This is a genomic window from Mesorhizobium sp. J8, assembly GCF_016591715.1.
Lineage (GTDB): Bacteria > Pseudomonadota > Alphaproteobacteria > Rhizobiales > Rhizobiaceae > Mesorhizobium.
In genome coordinates this window covers 4,017,434-4,034,806 of sequence record NZ_AP024109.1, presented here as the reverse complement: position 1 = coordinate 4,034,806, position 17,373 = coordinate 4,017,434, and the positions used below count along the sequence as shown (strand labels likewise).

The 17,373-nt window shown below is 65.0% G+C and carries 16 protein-coding genes; 7 read left to right on the top strand and 9 right to left on the bottom strand.

Annotated elements, in window-relative coordinates:
• Nucleotides 1-59 precede the first annotated feature (59 nt).
• On the top strand, nt 60-1,556 hold the full coding sequence (gene tig / locus MJ8_RS19420; protein ID WP_201410402.1) for a trigger factor: 1,497 nt from the start codon (nt 60-62) through the stop codon (nt 1,554-1,556).
• A gap of 296 nt (nt 1,557-1,852) precedes the next feature.
• A complete protein-coding gene (locus MJ8_RS19415) occupies nt 1,853-2,365 on the top strand; it encodes a hypothetical protein (protein WP_201410401.1) in 513 nt (170 codons plus the stop codon).
• A gap of 10 nt (nt 2,366-2,375) precedes the next feature.
• Here the strand turns inward: MJ8_RS19415 and MJ8_RS19410 are convergent, their stop codons facing one another.
• The 3 genes from MJ8_RS19410 to map are packed head-to-tail and all read right to left on the bottom strand — an operon-like array spanning nt 2,376 to nt 4,626.
• The gene (locus MJ8_RS19410; protein WP_201410400.1) at nt 2,376-2,984 is read right to left on the bottom strand and encodes an isochorismatase family protein; all 609 of its coding nucleotides are present in this window, start codon (nt 2,982-2,984) and stop codon (nt 2,376-2,378) included.
• Nucleotides 2,985-3,001: 17 nt separating this feature from the next.
• On the bottom strand, nt 3,002-3,763 hold the full coding sequence (radC, locus tag MJ8_RS19405) for a RadC family protein (protein WP_201410399.1): 762 nt from the start codon (nt 3,761-3,763) through the stop codon (nt 3,002-3,004).
• Nucleotides 3,764-3,798: 35 nt separating this feature from the next.
• Complete coding sequence (gene map, locus MJ8_RS19400) at nt 3,799-4,626, bottom strand: type I methionyl aminopeptidase (protein WP_201410398.1); 828 nt, start codon at nt 4,624-4,626, stop codon at nt 3,799-3,801.
• A 170-nt stretch (nt 4,627-4,796) separates the two neighbouring features.
• On the opposite strand from map, the gene MJ8_RS19395 reads away from it, so the two are divergent.
• The 4 genes from MJ8_RS19395 to MJ8_RS19380 all read left to right on the top strand — a co-directional run bounded on the left by MJ8_RS19395 (nt 4,797) and on the right by MJ8_RS19380 (nt 8,422).
• Nucleotides 4,797-5,192: a hypothetical protein gene (locus tag MJ8_RS19395; RefSeq protein ID WP_201410397.1), complete on the top strand. Its 396-nt coding sequence runs from the start codon at nt 4,797-4,799 to the stop codon at nt 5,190-5,192.
• Between the two features lie 109 nt (nt 5,193-5,301).
• Nucleotides 5,302-5,538, top strand: coding sequence for a hypothetical protein (locus MJ8_RS19390; RefSeq protein ID WP_201410396.1), 237 nt, complete (start codon nt 5,302-5,304; stop codon nt 5,536-5,538).
• Nucleotides 5,539-5,683: 145 nt separating this feature from the next.
• Nucleotides 5,684-6,658 (top strand): ABC transporter substrate-binding protein, encoded by a 975-nt coding sequence (locus tag MJ8_RS19385; RefSeq protein WP_201410395.1) that lies wholly within the window; start codon nt 5,684-5,686, stop codon nt 6,656-6,658.
• 162 nt (nt 6,659-6,820) lie between these two features.
• Nucleotides 6,821-8,422: an ABC transporter permease gene (locus MJ8_RS19380; protein ID WP_201415494.1), complete on the top strand. Its 1,602-nt coding sequence runs from the start codon at nt 6,821-6,823 to the stop codon at nt 8,420-8,422.
• A 56-nt stretch (nt 8,423-8,478) separates the two neighbouring features.
• On the opposite strand, the gene MJ8_RS19375 is transcribed toward MJ8_RS19380, so the two are convergent.
• Nucleotides 8,479-9,522: an ABC transporter ATP-binding protein gene (locus tag MJ8_RS19375; protein ID WP_201410394.1), complete on the bottom strand. Its 1,044-nt coding sequence runs from the start codon at nt 9,520-9,522 to the stop codon at nt 8,479-8,481.
• Nucleotides 9,523-9,737: 215 nt separating this feature from the next.
• Between MJ8_RS19375 and MJ8_RS19370 the strand changes: the two genes are divergently transcribed.
• Nucleotides 9,738-10,043, top strand: a complete 306-nt coding sequence (locus MJ8_RS19370; RefSeq protein ID WP_140749132.1) for a DUF982 domain-containing protein — start codon at nt 9,738-9,740, stop codon at nt 10,041-10,043.
• 16 nt (nt 10,044-10,059) lie between these two features.
• On the opposite strand, the gene MJ8_RS19365 is transcribed toward MJ8_RS19370, so the two are convergent.
• The 5 genes from MJ8_RS19365 to MJ8_RS19345 form a co-directional block, all read right to left on the bottom strand.
• Nucleotides 10,060-10,746 carry an aspartyl/asparaginyl beta-hydroxylase domain-containing protein gene (locus MJ8_RS19365; RefSeq protein ID WP_201410393.1) on the bottom strand — a complete coding sequence of 229 codons (687 nt, stop codon included), beginning with the start codon at nt 10,744-10,746 and terminating at the stop codon, nt 10,060-10,062.
• A 107-nt stretch (nt 10,747-10,853) separates the two neighbouring features.
• Nucleotides 10,854-12,344, bottom strand: a complete 1,491-nt coding sequence (locus MJ8_RS19360) for an efflux transporter outer membrane subunit (RefSeq protein WP_201410392.1) — start codon at nt 12,342-12,344, stop codon at nt 10,854-10,856.
• A gap of 13 nt (nt 12,345-12,357) precedes the next feature.
• Nucleotides 12,358-15,501 carry an efflux RND transporter permease subunit gene (locus tag MJ8_RS19355; RefSeq protein WP_201410391.1) on the bottom strand — a complete coding sequence of 1,048 codons (3,144 nt, stop codon included), beginning with the start codon at nt 15,499-15,501 and terminating at the stop codon, nt 12,358-12,360.
• Nucleotides 15,502-15,504: 3 nt separating this feature from the next.
• On the bottom strand, nt 15,505-16,788 hold the full coding sequence (locus MJ8_RS19350; protein ID WP_201410390.1) for an efflux RND transporter periplasmic adaptor subunit: 1,284 nt from the start codon (nt 16,786-16,788) through the stop codon (nt 15,505-15,507).
• A gap of 328 nt (nt 16,789-17,116) precedes the next feature.
• Nucleotides 17,117-17,311 (bottom strand): hypothetical protein, encoded by a 195-nt coding sequence (locus MJ8_RS19345; protein WP_201410389.1) that lies wholly within the window; start codon nt 17,309-17,311, stop codon nt 17,117-17,119.
• Nucleotides 17,312-17,373 lie beyond the last annotated feature (62 nt).

Sequence of the window (17,373 nt, the reverse complement as noted above, 5' to 3'; positions counted from 1 at the left end):
AGGCTGTGAACGGCTAAGGACCGTTTGGCAGCCTCATTGGTGAAGACAAAGGTTTTAGGATGCAGGTCACCGAAACACTCAACTCCGGTCTCAAGCGCGAGATCAAGATCACCGTGCCGGCCGGTGACATGGAAGCCAAGCTGATGGCGCGGCTGAACGATGCCCGCGACAAGGTGCGCATCAACGGCTTCCGACCCGGCAAGGTGCCGGTGCAGCATCTGCGCAAGATGTACGGCAAGTCGTTCATGGCCGAGGTCGTCAACGAGATCCTCAACGACTCGACCCGTTCGATCATCTCGGGGCGCGGCGAAAAGGCCGCCATGCAGCCCGAAGTGATCATGACCGAGGACGAGAAGGAAGCCGAGAAGATCCTGGCTGGCGGCGCCGACTTCGAATTCAGCCTCAACTACGAGGTCATCCCGGCGATCGAGGTCAAGGATTTCTCCGACATCAAGGTGACGCGTCAGGTCTATGACGTGCCGGAGCAGGAAGTCGACGATCAGGTCAAGCGCGTTGCCGAATCGGCGCGCAGCTACGAGCCGAAGACCGGCAAGGCCGTCGAGGGCGACCGCGTCAGCATCGACTATGTCGGCAAGATCGGCGGCGAGGCCTTCGCCGGCGGCGCCGGCACCGACCAGCCGCTGGTGCTCGGCTCTAAGGAGTTCATCCCGGGCTTCGAGGACCAGTTGATCGGCACGAAGGCCGGCGACGAGAAGCAGATCACCGTCACCTTCCCCGAAAACTACCAGGCGGCGCATCTGGCCGGCAAGGAAGCCACGTTCGACGTCACCGTCAAGGAAGTGTCGGCACCCGGCGCGCTGGAAATCAACGACGAGACGGCCAAGAATCTCGGCCTGGAATCGCTCGAACGCCTGCGCGAGATCGTGCGCGGCCAGCTCGAGAACCAGTTCGGTTCGATGACCCGCCAGAAGGTGAAGCGCCAGCTGCTCGACCAGCTCGACGCATCCTACTCCTTCGAGGCGCCGTCGAAGCTCGTCGAGGCCGAGTTCAACAACATCTGGGCTCAGGTCAACCGCGACCTCGAAGCCGCCGGCCGCACCTTCACCGACGAGGACACGACCGAAGAAGAGGCGCGAGCCGAATATATGCGCCTTGCCGAGCGCCGCGTGCGGCTCGGCCTGGTGCTCGCCGAGATCGGTGAGAAGGCCGGCATCACTGTGTCGGACGAGGAACTGCAGCGCGGCCTGTTCGAGCAGGTGCGCCGTTTCCCGGCCAATCAGCAGCAGGAAGCCTTCGAGTTCTATCGCAGCAATCCGGAAGCCATCAACGCGCTGAGGGCGCCGATGTTCGAGGAGAAGGTCGTCGACTATCTGCTCGGCCAGATTACGGTCAATGACGTCAAGGTCGGCAAGGACGAGCTGATGGCCGACGACGAAGAGGCCGAAACCGCGACCAAGGCCAAGGCGAAGCCGGCGAAGAAGGCCTCCTCCAAGAAGGCCGAAGCCAAGGCAGAGGCAGATGAAGCCGCCGCCGAGACCGAGGAGCCGAAGAAGAAGGCCGCGCCGAAGAAGAAGGCTGCCAAGGAAGCCGAGTAACAGGTCTCAATATCGCGATTTAGAATGGCCGCCTCCGGGCGGCCTTTTTCATTAAGCGGGTCGCGCTGAACCGGATTGAGCCGACGCGCTTCAAGTCTTTGTTTTGATGCATGTCGTTGTTCCAGAAACCACTGCACACTTCCGGGCGACATGTATTAGGAGCTGCTTCATTGTGGCGGCGCGGCAACACAGTCTACTTGTCTTGGCGGTCCGCCGCTGGCGATACCAACCGTTGAACATTATCTGCGTCTGATCGCATTCGCGGGTGTTTGGAGGCGTTGGTGAGGCTGGGGTTCATGATGAGAGACGTGGTCGCCGCCGCGGCGCTCTTGTTTGCCGCGGCTACCGGCGCCGCGGCGGCCGAGCCGGACCTCGGCAATTGGAGCCTCGGCGCCGGCGACGACGGCCAGATCACGGCATCGCTGCATGCCAGCAACAAGTTGATCACCGGCGGCGGGGCGCTGGGCTACAGCCCGGTGCTGACCTTGGCTTGCCGGCCCGACGGCGAACCGCGGTGGAGCGAATGGCTCCAGCTCAACGACGCCGTCTCCGCCAGCCGCAAGATCACCATCTCCGTCATCGTCGATGGCGGCGGCAAAACCGACGAAAGCTGGTCGGTCGGCCCGCGCGGCAGGACGCTGTTCAGGGAAGGGGACGACGGCATCAGGCGTCTGGCTTCGGCGAACCGGCTGACACTGTCGTGGCGCTTCGGCCTGCTCTCGGGGCGCGGCGAGGCCGATTTCGAGCTCGCCGGTCTTGCCGATGCGATCGGCCAGATCGCGGCGAGCTGCAAAACCGATCCGCCTTGAAGGTTGCCGCCTAAAGTAAGCTCGCAAGCTCCGAGGCCGTCATTACGCGCCCGAACACCTTGCCGATGATAGCGAGCGTCGCATTGTGCGATGCCTCGTCCAGCCCGCCATTGGCGTCGCTGATAAAAGCCACCTTGAAGTCGCGCATGAAGGCGCTGCGGGCCGTCGATTCACAGCAGATGCTGGTCACCGTGCCGATGATGATGACGGTGTCGACCTGGCCGGCGCCCCGGATGTTGCGCAGCACCGTTTCCAACTGGGTGTTGTGGAAGGCGTCGTAGCGGTGCTTCTTGATGACCACCTCGCCGGGGCGAGGGCTAAGCTCCGCGACGATCTCGGTGCCGGCGCTGCCTTCGCGCATGCCCTTGGCCTTCAGCCTCGGCTGGTAGGCGGTTTCGAGCGGCGAGATGTCGAAATGGTCGCTCAGGACATGCTGCGTGTAGATCACCGGAACGCCATGTGCGCGGCACAGGTCGATCACCCGCCGCATGACCGGAATGCGATGTCGGGCCATCGCCACTTCCATCACCGCGCCTTCGTCGACGAAGTCGCTTTGCATGTCGATGACCAGCAGGGCGGCGCGCGCCTTGTCGAACGGCCACGGTTCCTGGTGGGACATGCCGATTCTTCCCGGTTTCAGATCAGCAGCAGGCCCTTCATCGAGGCATTGCCCTTGCGGCCGATGATGATGTGGTCGTGCACGGCGATGCCGAGGGGTTTCGCCGTGTCGATGATCTGCTTGGTCATCTCGATGTCCGCGCGCGACGGCGTCGGATCGCCCGAAGGGTGATTGTGCACCAGGATGACGGCGCTGGCGGAGAGTTCGAGCGCGCGCTTCACCACCTCGCGCGGATAGACCGGCGTGTGGTCGACCGTGCCGGTCTGCTGCACCTCGTCGGCGATCAGCCCGTTTTTCTTGTCGAGGAACAACACGCGAAACTGCTCGCGGTTCTCGAAAGCCATGGCCGAACGGCAATAGTCGAGCAGTTGCGTCCAGTTGGACAGGACTTCGCGGCCGCGCACCTCGCCGCGCGCCATACGCTGGGCCGTCGCGGCGATGACCTTGAGATCGGTCGCGACTGTCGGACCGATGCCTTTGACTTCCTCGAGCAGGGATGCCGGCGCGCCGAGCACCTCGGCGAGCGAGCCGAAACGGGCGATCAGCGCCTTGGCGATCGGCTTGGTGTCGACGCGCGGGATCAGCCGGAAGAGCAGCAGCTCGAGCAGCTCATAGTCGGGCAGCGCGTCTGGTCCACCGGCGGCAAAACGTTCGCGCAGGCGGTCGCGATGGCCGTGATAATGGGGCTTTTCCGCTGCCGCAGTCTTTTTCGGCGCCGTCTCGGGCGGTTCGATCCAGCTTTCGGAAAAGAACGCCCGCTCGTCCTCGACTTTGCCCATTATTCGCCCGCTCCCCCTCAGGCTTAGTCCAAGTTCTAGGCCGGCAAGCCAGGGCGGTCGAGCTTTTTCGGCGACAAAGTGAAGATCTCGCAGCCGCTGTCGGTGACGCCGATCGTGTGCTCGTACTGCGCCGACAGCGAGCGGTCGCGGGTCACCGCGGTCCAGCCGTCCGACAGAACCTTCACATGCGGACGGCCGAGATTGATCATCGGCTCGACGGTGAAGATCATGCCGGGCCGCATCTCGACGCCTTCATTGACGGTGCCGTAATGCAGGATGTTCGGCGCGTCGTGGAAAAGCTGGCCCACGCCGTGGCCGCAGAAATCGCGCACCACCGAGCAGCGCTCGGCCTCGGCATAGGTCTGGATCGCGGCGCCGATGGCGCCGGTGCGGGCGCCGGGCTTGATCGCGGCGATGCCGCGCATCAGGCACTCGTAAGTTACCTCGAGCAAGCGTTCGGCGGCGCGCTTGATGGTGCCGACCGGATACATGCGGGACGAATCGCCATGCCAGCCGTCGAGGATGTAGGTGACGTCGATGTTGACGATGTCGCCTTCCTTCAGTGGCTTGTTGTCGGGAATGCCGTGGCAGACGACGTGATTGATCGAAGTGCAGGACGACTTGGTGTAGCCGCGGTAATTGAGCGTCGCCGGCAGCGCGCCATGGTCCATGCCGAACTCGAAGACGAAGCGGTCGATCGCTTCGGTCGTTACGCCGGGCTTCACCATCGGCACGAGCTCGTCGAGGCAGCGCGCGGTCAGATCGCAGGCCTTGCGCATGCCGGCAAAGCCTTCCTCGCCATAGAGGCGGATCTGGCCGGTGTTTCGCAGCGGGGCCGTGGAGGCGTCGAGATAGGTAACCATTTTTGTCCGTTTGCCGGCATTGGCCCCAAAACGGCCGAATGCGAAAAATCTGCGCCAGATTTGGCACCGGAAGCCGCAAGGTTCAAGGATGAAGTGCGCTTGCGGCCTCCATTGCGGCTTTCCTTCGGCCGTTCCATGGGTTAGGGCGGTTGTGGTATCCGGAGACAGCCTTGACGGCGCCTGAACGCGAAAGATCGAAGCTGCTGCCGGTCAGGACCGCTTTCGCGGGCCTGATGGCGCTGCTGGTGCTCGCGCTGCTGAGCTTTGCTCAGGCTGGAATCTCAGCGTCGGCCGTCTCGCTCCAGGCCGGCTCCAGCATCAGCGCCGCCCGCCAGGCCGACGCGATCGCGCTGCTCAGGACGAACGGCAAGGCGCAGGGACTTGAAGTCCGCGTTGGGCGGCCGCTGCCGATAAAGCTCCACAGCGGCAATCCCGGCGTGGTTGTGCCCGCCGGCGATCTTTTGGTCATCGCACAGACGTCGCCAGCCGAAATGGGCGTTACGCCCGCGGCAGGAACCGCGACGCCTTCGCGCACCAACCAGCCCCGCGCGCCGCCCGCGGCATAAGGCTCGGCCGCGAAGCGGCAATCAGATCAAAACATTTCCTCGCGTCGCGACCCGGCGACGGCCGCCGGCCGTCCGCCGGTCGCATGCGCGTCAATTCGGATTCCGTTCAATGCAACGCATCAAGACGTTCAAGACCCTCACCCGCGCGGCTGCCGCGGCCTCCTTCCTGGCGGTACAGGCGACAATCTGCATCGGCACCGTCTACTGGGCCGTTGCCGCCACCCTTCGCATGGAAGGGACGGCGGCGATCGTGCTCGCCGCCATCTTCGCGCTGCCGTCCGCCTATCTGCTGATGGTGGTTCTCCGCATGGCCTATGACGCCGAGACCGACCCGGCCAACCAGTAGCGTCGACGACATGGAACAGGAGCAAGGGCAGGGCGGCGCGGGTTGCGTCGCCCTGTCACATAATGGTTATCCTGCGGCATTAGTCAGGTTTCCAGCCCCGGCGCTCGCCGGACTTCCCTCAGCTTTGATCAAGACAGGTATTTCCATGCGTCAGATCGTTCTCGCCGCCCTCTTGCTGGCATCCACCGTGGCCGGCGCTGCCGCCGCCGACGGCACGCTGGTGCTCTACACCAGCCAGCCGAACACCGACGCACAGCAGACAGTCGACGCCTTCATGGCCAAGAACCCGGGCATCAAGGTCGACTGGGTGCGCGACGGCACGCCGAAGATCCTGGCGAAGCTGCGCGCCGAGATCGAGGCCGGCCAGCCGCAGGCCGACGTGCTTCTGATCGCCGATGTCGTGACCATGGAAGGCTTGAAGAAGGAAGGTCGCCTGCTCGCCTATCCGGAAGCCAAGGTCGACGGCCTCGACGCCGCGCTCTACGACAAGGACAAGACCTATTTTTCGACTAAGCTGATCACCACCGGCATCGTCTACAACACCAAGGCGCCTTTCGTGCCGACGAGTTGGGAAGATCTGAAGAAACCCGAGGCCAAGGGCCTGATCGCGATGCCGAGCCCCCTGACTTCCGGCGCCGCGATGATCCACACGGTGACGCTGACCGGCAACCTGCCGGAAGGCTGGGACTATTACGGCGCGCTCGCCAAGAACGGGGCGCAGGCGAGCGGCGGCAATGGCGACGTGCTCAAGGCTGTCAGCGGTGGCGACAAGCTGTTCGGCATGATCGTCGACTACATGCCGATCCGCGAGAAGGCCAAGGGCGCGCCTGTCGAGTTCGTCTTCCCGAAGGAAGGCGTGTCAGCCGTCACCGAGCCAGTCGCCATCCTCTCCACCGCCAAGAACAAGGACGCCGCCAAGGCCTTCGTCGATTTCCTCTTGTCGAAGGACGGGCAGGAAGTGGCGGCCAAGATGGGCTACATCCCGGCGCGCGCCGACGTCGCGCTGCCGGCCGGCTATCCGGACCGCGCCTCGATCAAGGTGCTGGACTATGATGCGGCGGCCGCGCTCGCCAACGATGCGCAGAACAAGGAAAAGTTCAGCACGGTGATGAGCCAGTAAGCGGCCCGGAAGGCAAGTTTGACCTCCACGGACCATCGCGTCGCCGGGGCGAGCCCGGCGTTGCCGCAGGCAGGCGGTTTCGCGCCGTCGGCCCCGATATCCGGCCAGCGTCTGTCGGCGCTGGCCGTGCTCTCGGCCATCGCGGTGCTCAGCCTGCTGCCGATGGCGCGCCTCGTGCTGGCGGCGATCGCGCCTGGGGGAGAGGTCGATTTCGCTGCCTTCGCCGGGCGGCTTGCCAGCCCTGCCGCGCTCAGGGCGACTTGGCACACGCTGGACACGGCTTTCTTCGGCGCGCTGCTGGCGCTTTGCCTCGGCATTCCGTTCGCCGTCGCGGTGACGATGACCGATCTGCCGGGACGAAAGATCCTCGGCTTCCTCCTGCTTCTGCCGCTGATGATCGCGCCGCAGGTGACGGCGCTCGCCTGGCTGCACCTCTTCGGTCCATCGAGCACGCTGCTCGGCATGCTCGGGCTGGCGCCTCAGCCCGGCAGCGGCAATCCAATGCTTGGCCGTGGCGGCATCATCCTTCTCTACGGCGTGCAACACGCGCCGATCGTCTTCATCACCATGCGGGCAGGGCTGTCGCGCGTGCCGCGCGATCTGGTCGAGGCGGCGCGATCCTGCGGCGCGCGGCCGCTCGCCGTGCTGCGGACCATCGTGCTGCCGGTCGTGCGGCCCTATGTGGTGGCAGCCGCCGCGCTTGCCTTCGTCTCAGGGGTCGGCAATTTCGGCATACCCGCGCTGCTCGGCATGCCGGCCAATTATCTCACCCTGCCGACCTTGATCTACCAGGACCTGTCGAGCTTCGGGCCGAGCGTCCTGCCGCGGATCGCGGCGCTGTCGGTGCTGGTCGGCGCCCTGGCGCTTGTCGGCATGGTGTTGCAGTCGCTGGCATTGCGCGGCGCCGGGCACCGCATCGTTGCGGGCACGCCTGCGCGATTCGAGCTAGGACGCTTCCGACTGCCGCTTGCCTGCGCCGGGTGGCTGGTCGTCGGCCTGATCCTGATCCTTCCGGCCTGCGCGTTGCTGGCGACGTCGCTGGTGCCTTCCTTCGGCGTGCCGCTCGGTCCGCGCACGGCTACGATCGCCAATTATGCGGAAGTGCTCGTCCGGCAGGCGTCCACGGTGCGCGCCTTCCGCAACTCGCTGTTCTTTGCCGGCGGCGCGGCGCTGATGCTTGCCCTCGGCGTCATCCCGATGGCAGCAACGCTCGAGCGCTTCGACAAAGGCTGGCGGCGCGTGCTCGGCGGCATCGTCGACCTGCCTTACACGATCCCCGGCGTGGTGCTGGCGATCGCCTGCATCCTGCTTTTCCTACGGCCGTTGCCGCTGATCGGCAGCCTCTATGCGACAGCCTCGATCATCCTGGTCGCCTACGCGATGCGCTTCCTGACGCTGGCGTTGAAGCCGGTGACGACGGCCGTCGGGCAAATTCCGCGCGATCTTGACGAAGCGGCAGCAGTATCCGGCGCCGGCCCTTTGCGGCGGCTCGTGACGATCACCACGCCGCTCGCGGCGCCCGCGGTTGTGGCGGGCGGGCTGCTGGTGTTCATGAGCGCTTTTAACGAGTTAACCGTCTCGGCGCTGTTGTGGTCGAGCGGCAAGGAGACGCTCGGCGTCGTGCTGTTCAGCCTGGAAGAGGCGGGGTTGGGCACGCAGGCGGCGGCAATCGCGGTGTCCACGATCGCCGTCGTGATCCTGCTGCTTCTGGCGCTCGACCGGTTGGGCCGCCGCCTGCCGGCAGGCGTGTTGCCCTGGCGATGACCTTTGTTTTCCGCAATTCCGGATGAAAACCGCTACGCACTTTTCCTGGAATTGCTCTAGGCGCCCGGCACTACCCACGCATCGGAAACAGCGACATGCACATGCTGCCCGATCGCCAGCGCCTCGGTGCTGTCAACCAGCAGATGCTGTCCGGGCCCGGCGAGTGCCAGCCGCACTTCATGCACGGGGCCGCGATAGACGCTGTCCAGCACAGTGGCTGGCAGGCCCTCGGCCGCGATGCGCAGGGCTTCAGGCCGCAGCAGGACCTTGACCGGACCGGCCGGCTTGTTGTGGCTACGCGCGGCAAGGCGGTGGCCGGCGACATCGATGATCGAGGTCCGATCCGAATGGCCGACGGTGTTGCCCGAGATCAGGCTGCCGCGGCCGACGAAACCGGCAACAGCGGCGTCGGCGGGAGAACGATAGATCTCTTGCGGGGGCGCGGCCTGCAGCACTCTGCCCTTGCTCATCACGGCGACGCGATCCGCCAGCGCCAGCGCCTCGGCCTGATCATGCGTGACATAGACGATGGTCGCGCCGGTGCGGCGATGGATATCGCGGAAAGCGTCGACCATCGAGGCGCGCAGATGCATGTCGAGATTGGCGAGCGGCTCGTCGAACAGGATGATGCCGGTTTCGGCGACGAGACAGCGGGCGAGCGCAACGCGCTGCCTCTGGCCGCCCGACAATTCGTCGATGCGACGCCTGGCGTAGCCGCCGAGCCCGACGATATCAAGCACCGCCGCGACGCGGGCAGGAATGCTGGCGGAAGGCACGTGCCTCGCTTTCAGCGGATAGGCGACGTTCTCCGCGACATCCATATGCGGCCAGAGCGCATAGGATTGGAAAACGACGCCGACATTGCGCGCCTCCGGCGGCAGCTGCCGCTTCGGGTCGGCGACAAGCGCGTCGCCAAGGAACACGCGGCCTTCGCTCGGCGCCTCGAAGCCTGCGATCAACCGCAGCATTGTCGTCTTGCCGCAGCCGGAAGCGCCGAGCAGCGCCGTGAACGATCCCTCCGGAAAGGCCAGCGAAACTCCGTCCAGCGCGGTGGTGTCGCCATAGCGCTTGGCAAGGGACTCGACCCGGATCTCACTCATATTTTTCGTCCATGGCAGCTGTGATGGCCGGCAATACGGTGGAAATCCGGCATTGGCAATGCGGCCGGTATCGATGCGGACGGACGCCGATCCGCCGCGACCGCGAACCGATTCTTCACCGCACTGAGGTCACATTTGCGAGTCAGAAGGCCGCCAAAAGCAACTTTTCAAGACGAGCGGCGTTGCTTGGGCTGCGCCAGTTCGGGAGACAGGGAATGGACAGACTGCAATTCGAGGTGCCGGTGCGCATCACGCCCGCGCCGGGACTGCCTGTCGAGGAAATCTACAGCGTCGAGCAGGCGCTGGATTTCCTGCAGGACTGGCCGAAGCGCCGGCAGGGCAAGGTCTACGAAGCCGCGTTCAACGCCTGCTTCGGCGCGACGGTCGACGTGGCCAGCGCCGAGGAAGCCTGCCGCGCCTTCGCGGCCTTCTGTCGTGTCAGCGGATTGCTGGCGAAGGATGCGATGTTCCCCGGCAAGCTTGGCAGCAGGGCGGGAGCATATCGCGACGCACGGGCTTAGGCCCGCGACGCAGCTTTCAGCCACCGAACGACACGCCGCGATAGCGCATCCCCACCTGCACGCCCCGCACGATCACGCGCGACAGGATTTCCATATCGAGCGGCATTTGCGGACGCCACACGTCGAGCAGGAGAGCGACGCGCGGCTGATCCGAGTTGTTCATGACTTCATGCTCGAACGTGTCGTCCCAGAGCATGCACTCGCCGTCGGCAATGCGCCTTTCCTCGTGATCGATCATCATGATCGTCGCCGGACGGCCATCCGCCTGTTTCGGAATGACCAGGCCGAGATGGAACCGCATGATGCCACGGAAAGGTCCGCGGTGCGGCGGGATGTGCTTGCGTGGGGCCAGGAACGAGACGGCCGCCGATTTGACCTCCGGGCACTCGGTGAGCAGACGGCTCAGCACCGGCATCCTTGCCAGATTCTCCGGCACCGTCATGTCGTAGGCCTTGAGCACGAACATGCGCCAGTCGAGACCGTCATTGGCCGATATATCGGCCTGCTCCGGCATGATGTCGTGGAAGCGTGGCGCGTTGTTCAGCTTCGCCGCCAGCGCCTCGTCGCGGATAGCTTGCCAGGCGGCGTTGAACTTCGCGGCATTGGGAAAATGCGTGCCGGCATCAAGAATGGCCGGTGCATCTATGCGCTTTTCATAGATACGGCGGACCAGGTTGGTTCCGAGATCGTAGGCGCCTGACATCTCAATACCTCAGCGACGCTGTTATATAGTGGGATATTGCTTGCGGCTATCGCTCACGGAGATTTGTACGTGTCGTCAACAGGCGGATAGACATCATGCACCTTGTCTCACTGGTCCTTCGATGCCAGTCGCGGCCCGATGCCGACATCGATGATTTCTGGCCTGGCGGTGTCGATCGCGCCGTCCCAGCCGCCGCCAAGCGCCTTGTTGAGGGCAATGTAGTCGGTGGCGATCGAGACGCGGCTTTGCAGGGCGGAATCGTCGGCGGAATAGGCCGACCGCTCGGCATCAAGCACGTCGAGAAGGCTGGTCTCGCCAGCCTTGTAGAGCGTTCTTTCAAGCCGCGCGGCATCGCCATAGGACTTCGCGGAGGAGGCGAGCTTGCCATTCCTGATGCGCTCCTGCGACAGCGAAACGGTGGCGTTTTCCACGTCTTCCAGCGCGGCCAGCACGGCGGCCTTGTAGGTGACGAAATACTGGTCGCGCTGGGCTTTGGCGACGTCGACGGACGCCTGCAACTGGTCGCCATTGAACAACGGCACGCTGAGCGTCGGTCCGAAGGACCAGCCGATGGTGGAGTTCTTGCCGAGATCGCCGAGCTTGAGAGACGTGGTGCTGATGTCGCCGGTCAGGCTGACGCTCGGATAGCGCGCCGCCTCGGCCTGGCCGATCTTGGCGGTGGACTGCGCATATTGCCGCTCGGCCATGCGCACGTCCGGGCGGGTGAGCAGGATGTCGGCAGGGATACCGGTCGGGATCGGAAGGCGCGGCGCAGGGATGGGCCTCGGGCGCTTCAAGCGCTCCGTGAGTGTCGCCGGCGGCCGCCCGGTCAGCACCGAAAGGCGATGCACGGCCTCGGCATAGCTCGCTTCCAGGCTCGGAACGCCGGCTTCCGTGCTGCTGGCCTGTCCTTCCGCCTTGGCGACATCGGCCGCGGTCGCCGAGCCGGCCAAGGCCATGGTGCGGGTGAGTTGGGCAGTCTGCCGTTGCGATGCGGCGGAGCGCCGGGCAAGCGCGATGCGGGCCTGGTAGCCGCGCGCCTGGACGTAGTTTGAGGTCACATCGCCAACCAGCGTGAGAAGGGTCGAACGCAGTTCCTCTTCGGAAGCGTCCAGCCCATAGCTCGCCGCCTCGACGGCTCTGCGGTTGGCGCCGAAGAGGTCGAGTTCCCAACTGGAATCGAAGCCAGCCTGATACTGGCTATAGGTTTCGCTGGCTGTGGTGCCGGCGGTGGTAGCCGAGACCCTGTTGCGGGTAGCCGAGGCCGAACCGTCGGCGGAGGGGAGCAACGCGCCGACCGACTGGCGGTAGCTCGCCCGCGCCTCGCGGATCTTAGCCTTGGCGCTTGCCACATCGAGATTGCCGGCGACCGCTTCGTCCACAAGCGCGTTCAGTTCGGGGTCGCGGAGGCGTTGCCACCATTTCGACAGTTGCGCCGGCTTTGCCGGTTTCGCCGTCGTCTGCCCCCAGCTTGCCGGCATCGCCAGCGAAGGCTTCTGGTAGTCCGGACCGACGACGCATCCCGAGAGCAGGGCGGCGGCAAACGCGGGCAAAAAGAGCCCCTTCGCGGCCGCGAGACCGCGTTCAAAATCAAACATTTGAGAGAAACCTTTATTCCGGAGTGGCTGTGGCTTGTGTCCCGCCCGTATCCGGCTTGGCTGCCCTGCCTTTGAAGATGCGGCGCACCGTGACGAACAATAGCGGCACCAAGAACACGCCAATTACCGTCGCCGCGATCATGCCGCCCATGACGCCGATGCCGACCGAGTTCTGCGCGCCGGAGCCCGCGCCGCTGGCAATTGCAAGCGGCGTGACGCCAAGGATGAAGGCAAGCGACGTCATCAAGATCGGTCGCAGGCGTTGCCGCGCCGCTTCCAGCGTCGCTTCGACCAGCCCCATTCCGGCCGACTGCCGCTCGATGGCGAACTCGACGATGAGGATGGCGTTCTTGGCAGCCAGACCGATCGTGGTCAGCAGACCGACCTTGAAATAGACGTCGTTGGTCTGACCGAAGAGAGTGGCCGCCGCCAGCGCGCCGAAGATGCCGATCGGCACCGACAGCATGACGGCGAACGGGATCGACCAGCTTTCATAGAGCGCTGCGAGGCAGAGGAACACGACCAGTGCCGAAATCGCGTAGAGCGACATCGCCTGGTTGCCGGAAAGCCGCTCCTGGTGCGACAGCCCGGTCCATTCATGCGAATATCCGGCGGGCAGTTGCGCGACCAGCCTGTCGATCTCGTCCATGGCCGCGCCGGAGCTTTGACCCGCGGCCGCGGCACCCTGGATCTCGACCGCAGCCGAGCCGTTGTAACGTTCGAGGCGGGGCGAGCCGTAGGTCCAGTGGCTGGAGGCGAAGGCCGAGAACGGCACCATGGCGCCGCCGGAATTGCGGACCTGCCATTTGTCGAGATCCTCCGGCTGCATGCGGAAATCCGGGTCCGACTGCAGATAGACAGGCTTGACCCGTCCGCGATCGATGAAGTCGTTGACGTAGTCGCTGCCCCAGGCGGTCGACAGCGTGTTGTTGATGTCGGCGAGGCTGATACCCAGCGCGCTGGCCTTCTCCTGGTCGATGTCGACCGAGAATTGCGGCTGGTCCTCCTGGCCGTTGGGCCGGGTGTTGGCGAGCAGCGGGCTCTTCGCGGCAAGACCGAGCAGCTGGTTGCGCGTCTGGATCAGCGCCTCATGGCCGGCGCCATTGACGTCCTGCAGGTAGAAATCGAAGCCGTTGGTGTTGCCGAAACCCTGGATTGCGGGCGGGGCGAGCGCGAAGACCTGCGCGTCCCTGATCCTGGAGAAGGCGCCCATGGCGCGGCCGGCCACCGCTCGTGCTGCCAGGGCCGGTGTCTTGCGCTGGTCGAAATCCTTCAGCCGCACGAAGGCGATGCCGACATTCTGTCCGGCGCCGCCAAAGCCGAAGCCGGAAGCGGTGAACACGCCTTCGACCGCATCCTTCTCTTCGTTGAGATAGTGGTCGGTCACCTTGGCGAGCACGCGCTCGGTGCGGTCCTGCGTCGCGCCGACCGGCAGCGAGGCGCTGGTGATCAGGATGCCCTGATCCTCGTCGGGCAGGAACGAGCTCGGCAGGCGGGCGAACATCCAGCCCATGGCGATGACGATCGCCAGGAACACGGCAAGGAATCGCCACGACCGGTTGATGATGCCGTGCGAGCCGTCGCGATAGGCGATCGTGCCGCGGTCGAAGAGGCGGTTGAACCAGCCGAACGGGCCTCTTTGCGTCGCGTGGTCCTTTGGGGCGCGCAGGATGGTGGCGCAGAGCGCCGGCGTCAGAACGAGTGCCACCAGCACCGAGAGCACCATGGCCGAGACGATGGTGACCGAGAATTGCCGGTAGATGATGCCGGTGGAGCCGCCGAAGAAGGCCATCGGCACGAACACGGCCGACAGCACGGTGGCGATGCCGATCAGCGCGCCGGTGATCTCGTTCATCGATTTGCGCGTCGCTTCTTTCGGCGGCAGGCCCTCCTCATGCATGACGCGCTCGACATTCTCGACCACGACGATGGCGTCGTCGACGAGCAGGCCGATGGCTAGAACCATGGCGAACATGGTGAGCGTGTTGATGGAATAGCCGAAGAAGGAGAGCACGCCGAATGTGCCGAGCAGCACCACCGGCACGGCGATCGTCGGGATGATGGTGGCGCGCAGGTTCTGCAGGAAAAGCAGCATCACCAGGAACACCAGCACGATCGCTTCGGCGAGCGTCTTCACCACTTCTTCGATAGACAGGCGAACGAAGGGCGAGGTGTCGTACGGGTAGACGACCTCGACGCCCTGCGGGAAGGTCGAGCTCAGGCGGTTGATGGTCGCGCGCACCGCCTCGGCGGTGCTGATGGCGTTGGCGCCGGTCGCCAGGTTGACGGCGACACCCGCGGCCGGCTTGCCGTTGTAATGGGCTTGCGTGGTGTAGCTTTCGGCGCCGATCTCGACCTTGGCGACATCGTTGAGGCGCACCAGCGAGCCGTCGGTGTTGCTCTTGAGGATGATGTTGCGGAACTGCTCGGCGGTTTGCAGCCGGCTCTTGGCTGTCACCGTGGCGTTGAGTTGCTGGCCCTTGCGCGCCGGCAGTCCGCCGAGCTGGCCGGCCGAAACCTGCGTGTTCTGCGCCTGGATCGCGGCGGCGACATCGCTCGGCATCAGCGCGTATTGCGCCAGTTTGTCGGGATCGAGCCAGATGCGCATCGCATAGCCGGAGCCGAAGAGCTGCGTGGAACCCACGCCTTCGACGCGCTTCAGCGTGTCGTTGACGGTTGCGTCGACATAGTCGGCGAGATCGGTCGAGTTCATCTTGCCGTCGGCGGAGACGAAGCCGATGACCATCAGGAAGCCGGTCGAGGATTTGGAGACGGTAATGCCGTTGCTCTGGACGACCTGCGGCAGTTGCGACTGAACCAACTGCAGCTTGTTCTGCGTCTGCACCTGGGCGGTGTCGGGATTGGCGGCGCTGGTGAAGGTCAGCGTGATCGAGGCTTGGCCGGTCGAGGTCGAGGTCGCGGTCATGTAATCGAGATTGTCGATGCCGGTCATGCCCTGCTCGATGACCTTGGTCACCGAGTTCTCGACGGTCTGGGCATCGGCGCCAGGATAGTTGGCGCTGATGTTGACGGTGGTGGGAGCGATCTGCGGATATTGCGAGATCGGCAGCGTTTGCAGCGCCAGCAGCCCGCCCAGCATGATCACGATGGCGATCACCCAGGCGAAGATCGGCCGGTTGATGAAGAATGCCGACATCGCTCAGTTCCCAGTTGCGCCAGAGGCGGGCTGCTTTGCGGAGCCGGCGGCATTGCCGCCGGCTGGCGCTGCCGAGGCGGAGCTCTGCTCGCGGTCCTTGATCTCGCCGGTCGTTTCGTCGATCGTCACTTCGACCGGCGTCGCGTCGCCTCCGGCACGCACCAGCTGCAGACCCTCGACGATGACGCGGTCGCCGTCGCCGACGCCGGAATCCACCAGCCAATTGTTGCCGACGCTGTTGCGCACGCTCAGCGTTCGCTGCTCGACCTTGCCCTGGGCATTGACCACCATGGCCGTCGCCTGGCCCTTGGGGTCGCGGGTGACGCCGCGCTGCGGCACCAGGAAGCTGTTTTGCGCGACGCCTTCCTCGACGATGGCGCGCACATACATGCCGGGCAGGAGCAGCCGGTCGGGGTTGGGGAACTGGGCTCTGAGCGCGAAGGTGCCGGTCGACTGGTCGACATTGGCGCCGGCAAATTCCAGCTTGCCGTTCTGCGCGTAGATGGTGCCGTTGTCGAGCTTCAGCTTGACGCTGACATTGGCCCCGCTGAACTTCAGCCGGCCTTCGTTGATCGCCTGGCGCAGATTGAGCAGGTTGGTGCTGGACTGCGTGACGTCAACATTGATCGGGTCGAGCGAGCGAATGGTGGTCAGCACCGTTTCCTGGTTGGCCGTGACCAGCGCGCCCGGCGTCAATGTCGATTTGTCGATACGGCCGGCGATCGGCGCGGTGATCGAGGTGCGGTTGAGGCTGATCTTCGCTGTCTCGACGCTGGCCTTGGCCGACGCGACATCGGCCTGGGCCTGCGCCAGCGTCGCGGCGGCATCGTCGTAATCCTGCTTGGAGACCACATTCTGCTTCAGCAGCCCGGAATAGCGGTCGAACTTCGCCTGCGCGGTGGGCACCGCGGCTTCCGCCTTCTGCTGCGCGGCGACGGCGCTGTCATATGCGGCCTGATAGCTCGCCGGATCGATCAGGTAGAGCGGCTGTCCCGCCACCACCTCGGCGCCCTCCTGGAACAGGCGCTGCTGGATGATGCCGTCGACCTGCGGGCGCACCTCGGCGATAAGGGAGGCCGCGGTGCGGCCCGGCAGCTCGGCGGTGATCGCAACCGATTGCGGATGCAGCGTGACGACGCCGACCTCGGGCCGCCCGACGCCGCCCATTCCGGCCGGAACCTGGCTCTTTTCCTGCGAGCAGGCCGCTAGCAGCAGGGCAGCGCACGACAACGCGAAGACCGCCTTACGGCGCGTCGGCAAGGAAGGCTGGCTGGACGGAATGCGCATGGCCCGGATCATCTTTCGCTGGAGTTGCTGTGGCAGCCGGATGGCTGATGCAGGCGCACTGCGGAGCCATCTGGCGCCGGGCACCTGCACGAAAAGCGTGCGGCGACGGAGTGCCGCGCCTGGGTGTTTAGCGATGTGCCGAAGCGGTTCATGTCGCGCTCCTTTTCCGCTTCCGGGATCGTTCAACGAAAGAGGTCAAACGAGCGGCCGCGATGCCCACCGGCGTCAGTATGCCGATCCTCGAGAATAAACCAAGTGCCCCTGCCGACCGCAGGTGCGCGCCTTCCGAACCGTCGACCAGATAGATGGTTTCCATGAAGAAGCCGGGTCATGCGATTTTCCGTGCATGTTTTTCAGAGTTTGGCGGCGAGATGGGAAGCGAGAGGCGATATCCGTCGAAGCTAAGCCGGATCGCGCCCCTGAGCGTGCGCGGCACGAGGGCCGATTGCGGATCTCGGCGCCAGGCTGTGAAGCTCGGAGCTGCGGATGCGATCAGGCGCAGCATCATCAGAGCTTCCCACATGGTGCTCTCCAGTCGCCTCGCGAAGCCGTCCGCCACGCTGCGTTGATCGGAACCCGGCCGGC

Coding starts and splice junctions, on each gene's coding strand:
- tig (WP_201410402.1), top strand. CDS start 60: ATGCAGGTCACCGAAACACTCAACTCCGGTCTCAAGCGCGAGATCAAG.
- MJ8_RS19415 (WP_201410401.1), top strand. CDS start 1,853: ATGATGAGAGACGTGGTCGCCGCCGCGGCGCTCTTGTTTGCCGCGGCT.
- MJ8_RS19410 (WP_201410400.1), bottom strand. CDS start 2,984: ATGTCCCACCAGGAACCGTGGCCGTTCGACAAGGCGCGCGCCGCCCTG.
- radC (WP_201410399.1), bottom strand. CDS start 3,763: ATGGGCAAAGTCGAGGACGAGCGGGCGTTCTTTTCCGAAAGCTGGATC.
- map (WP_201410398.1), bottom strand. CDS start 4,626: ATGGTTACCTATCTCGACGCCTCCACGGCCCCGCTGCGAAACACCGGC.
- MJ8_RS19390 (WP_201410396.1), top strand. CDS start 5,302: ATGCAACGCATCAAGACGTTCAAGACCCTCACCCGCGCGGCTGCCGCG.
- MJ8_RS19385 (WP_201410395.1), top strand. CDS start 5,684: ATGCGTCAGATCGTTCTCGCCGCCCTCTTGCTGGCATCCACCGTGGCC.
- MJ8_RS19380 (WP_201415494.1), top strand. CDS start 6,821: ATGGCGCGCCTCGTGCTGGCGGCGATCGCGCCTGGGGGAGAGGTCGAT.
- MJ8_RS19375 (WP_201410394.1), bottom strand. CDS start 9,522: ATGAGTGAGATCCGGGTCGAGTCCCTTGCCAAGCGCTATGGCGACACC.
- MJ8_RS19370 (WP_140749132.1), top strand. CDS start 9,738: ATGGACAGACTGCAATTCGAGGTGCCGGTGCGCATCACGCCCGCGCCG.
- MJ8_RS19365 (WP_201410393.1), bottom strand. CDS start 10,746: ATGTCAGGCGCCTACGATCTCGGAACCAACCTGGTCCGCCGTATCTAT.
- MJ8_RS19360 (WP_201410392.1), bottom strand. CDS start 12,344: ATGTTTGATTTTGAACGCGGTCTCGCGGCCGCGAAGGGGCTCTTTTTG.
- MJ8_RS19355 (WP_201410391.1), bottom strand. CDS start 15,501: ATGTCGGCATTCTTCATCAACCGGCCGATCTTCGCCTGGGTGATCGCC.
- MJ8_RS19350 (WP_201410390.1), bottom strand. CDS start 16,788: ATGCGCATTCCGTCCAGCCAGCCTTCCTTGCCGACGCGCCGTAAGGCG.
- MJ8_RS19345 (WP_201410389.1), bottom strand. CDS start 17,311: ATGTGGGAAGCTCTGATGATGCTGCGCCTGATCGCATCCGCAGCTCCG.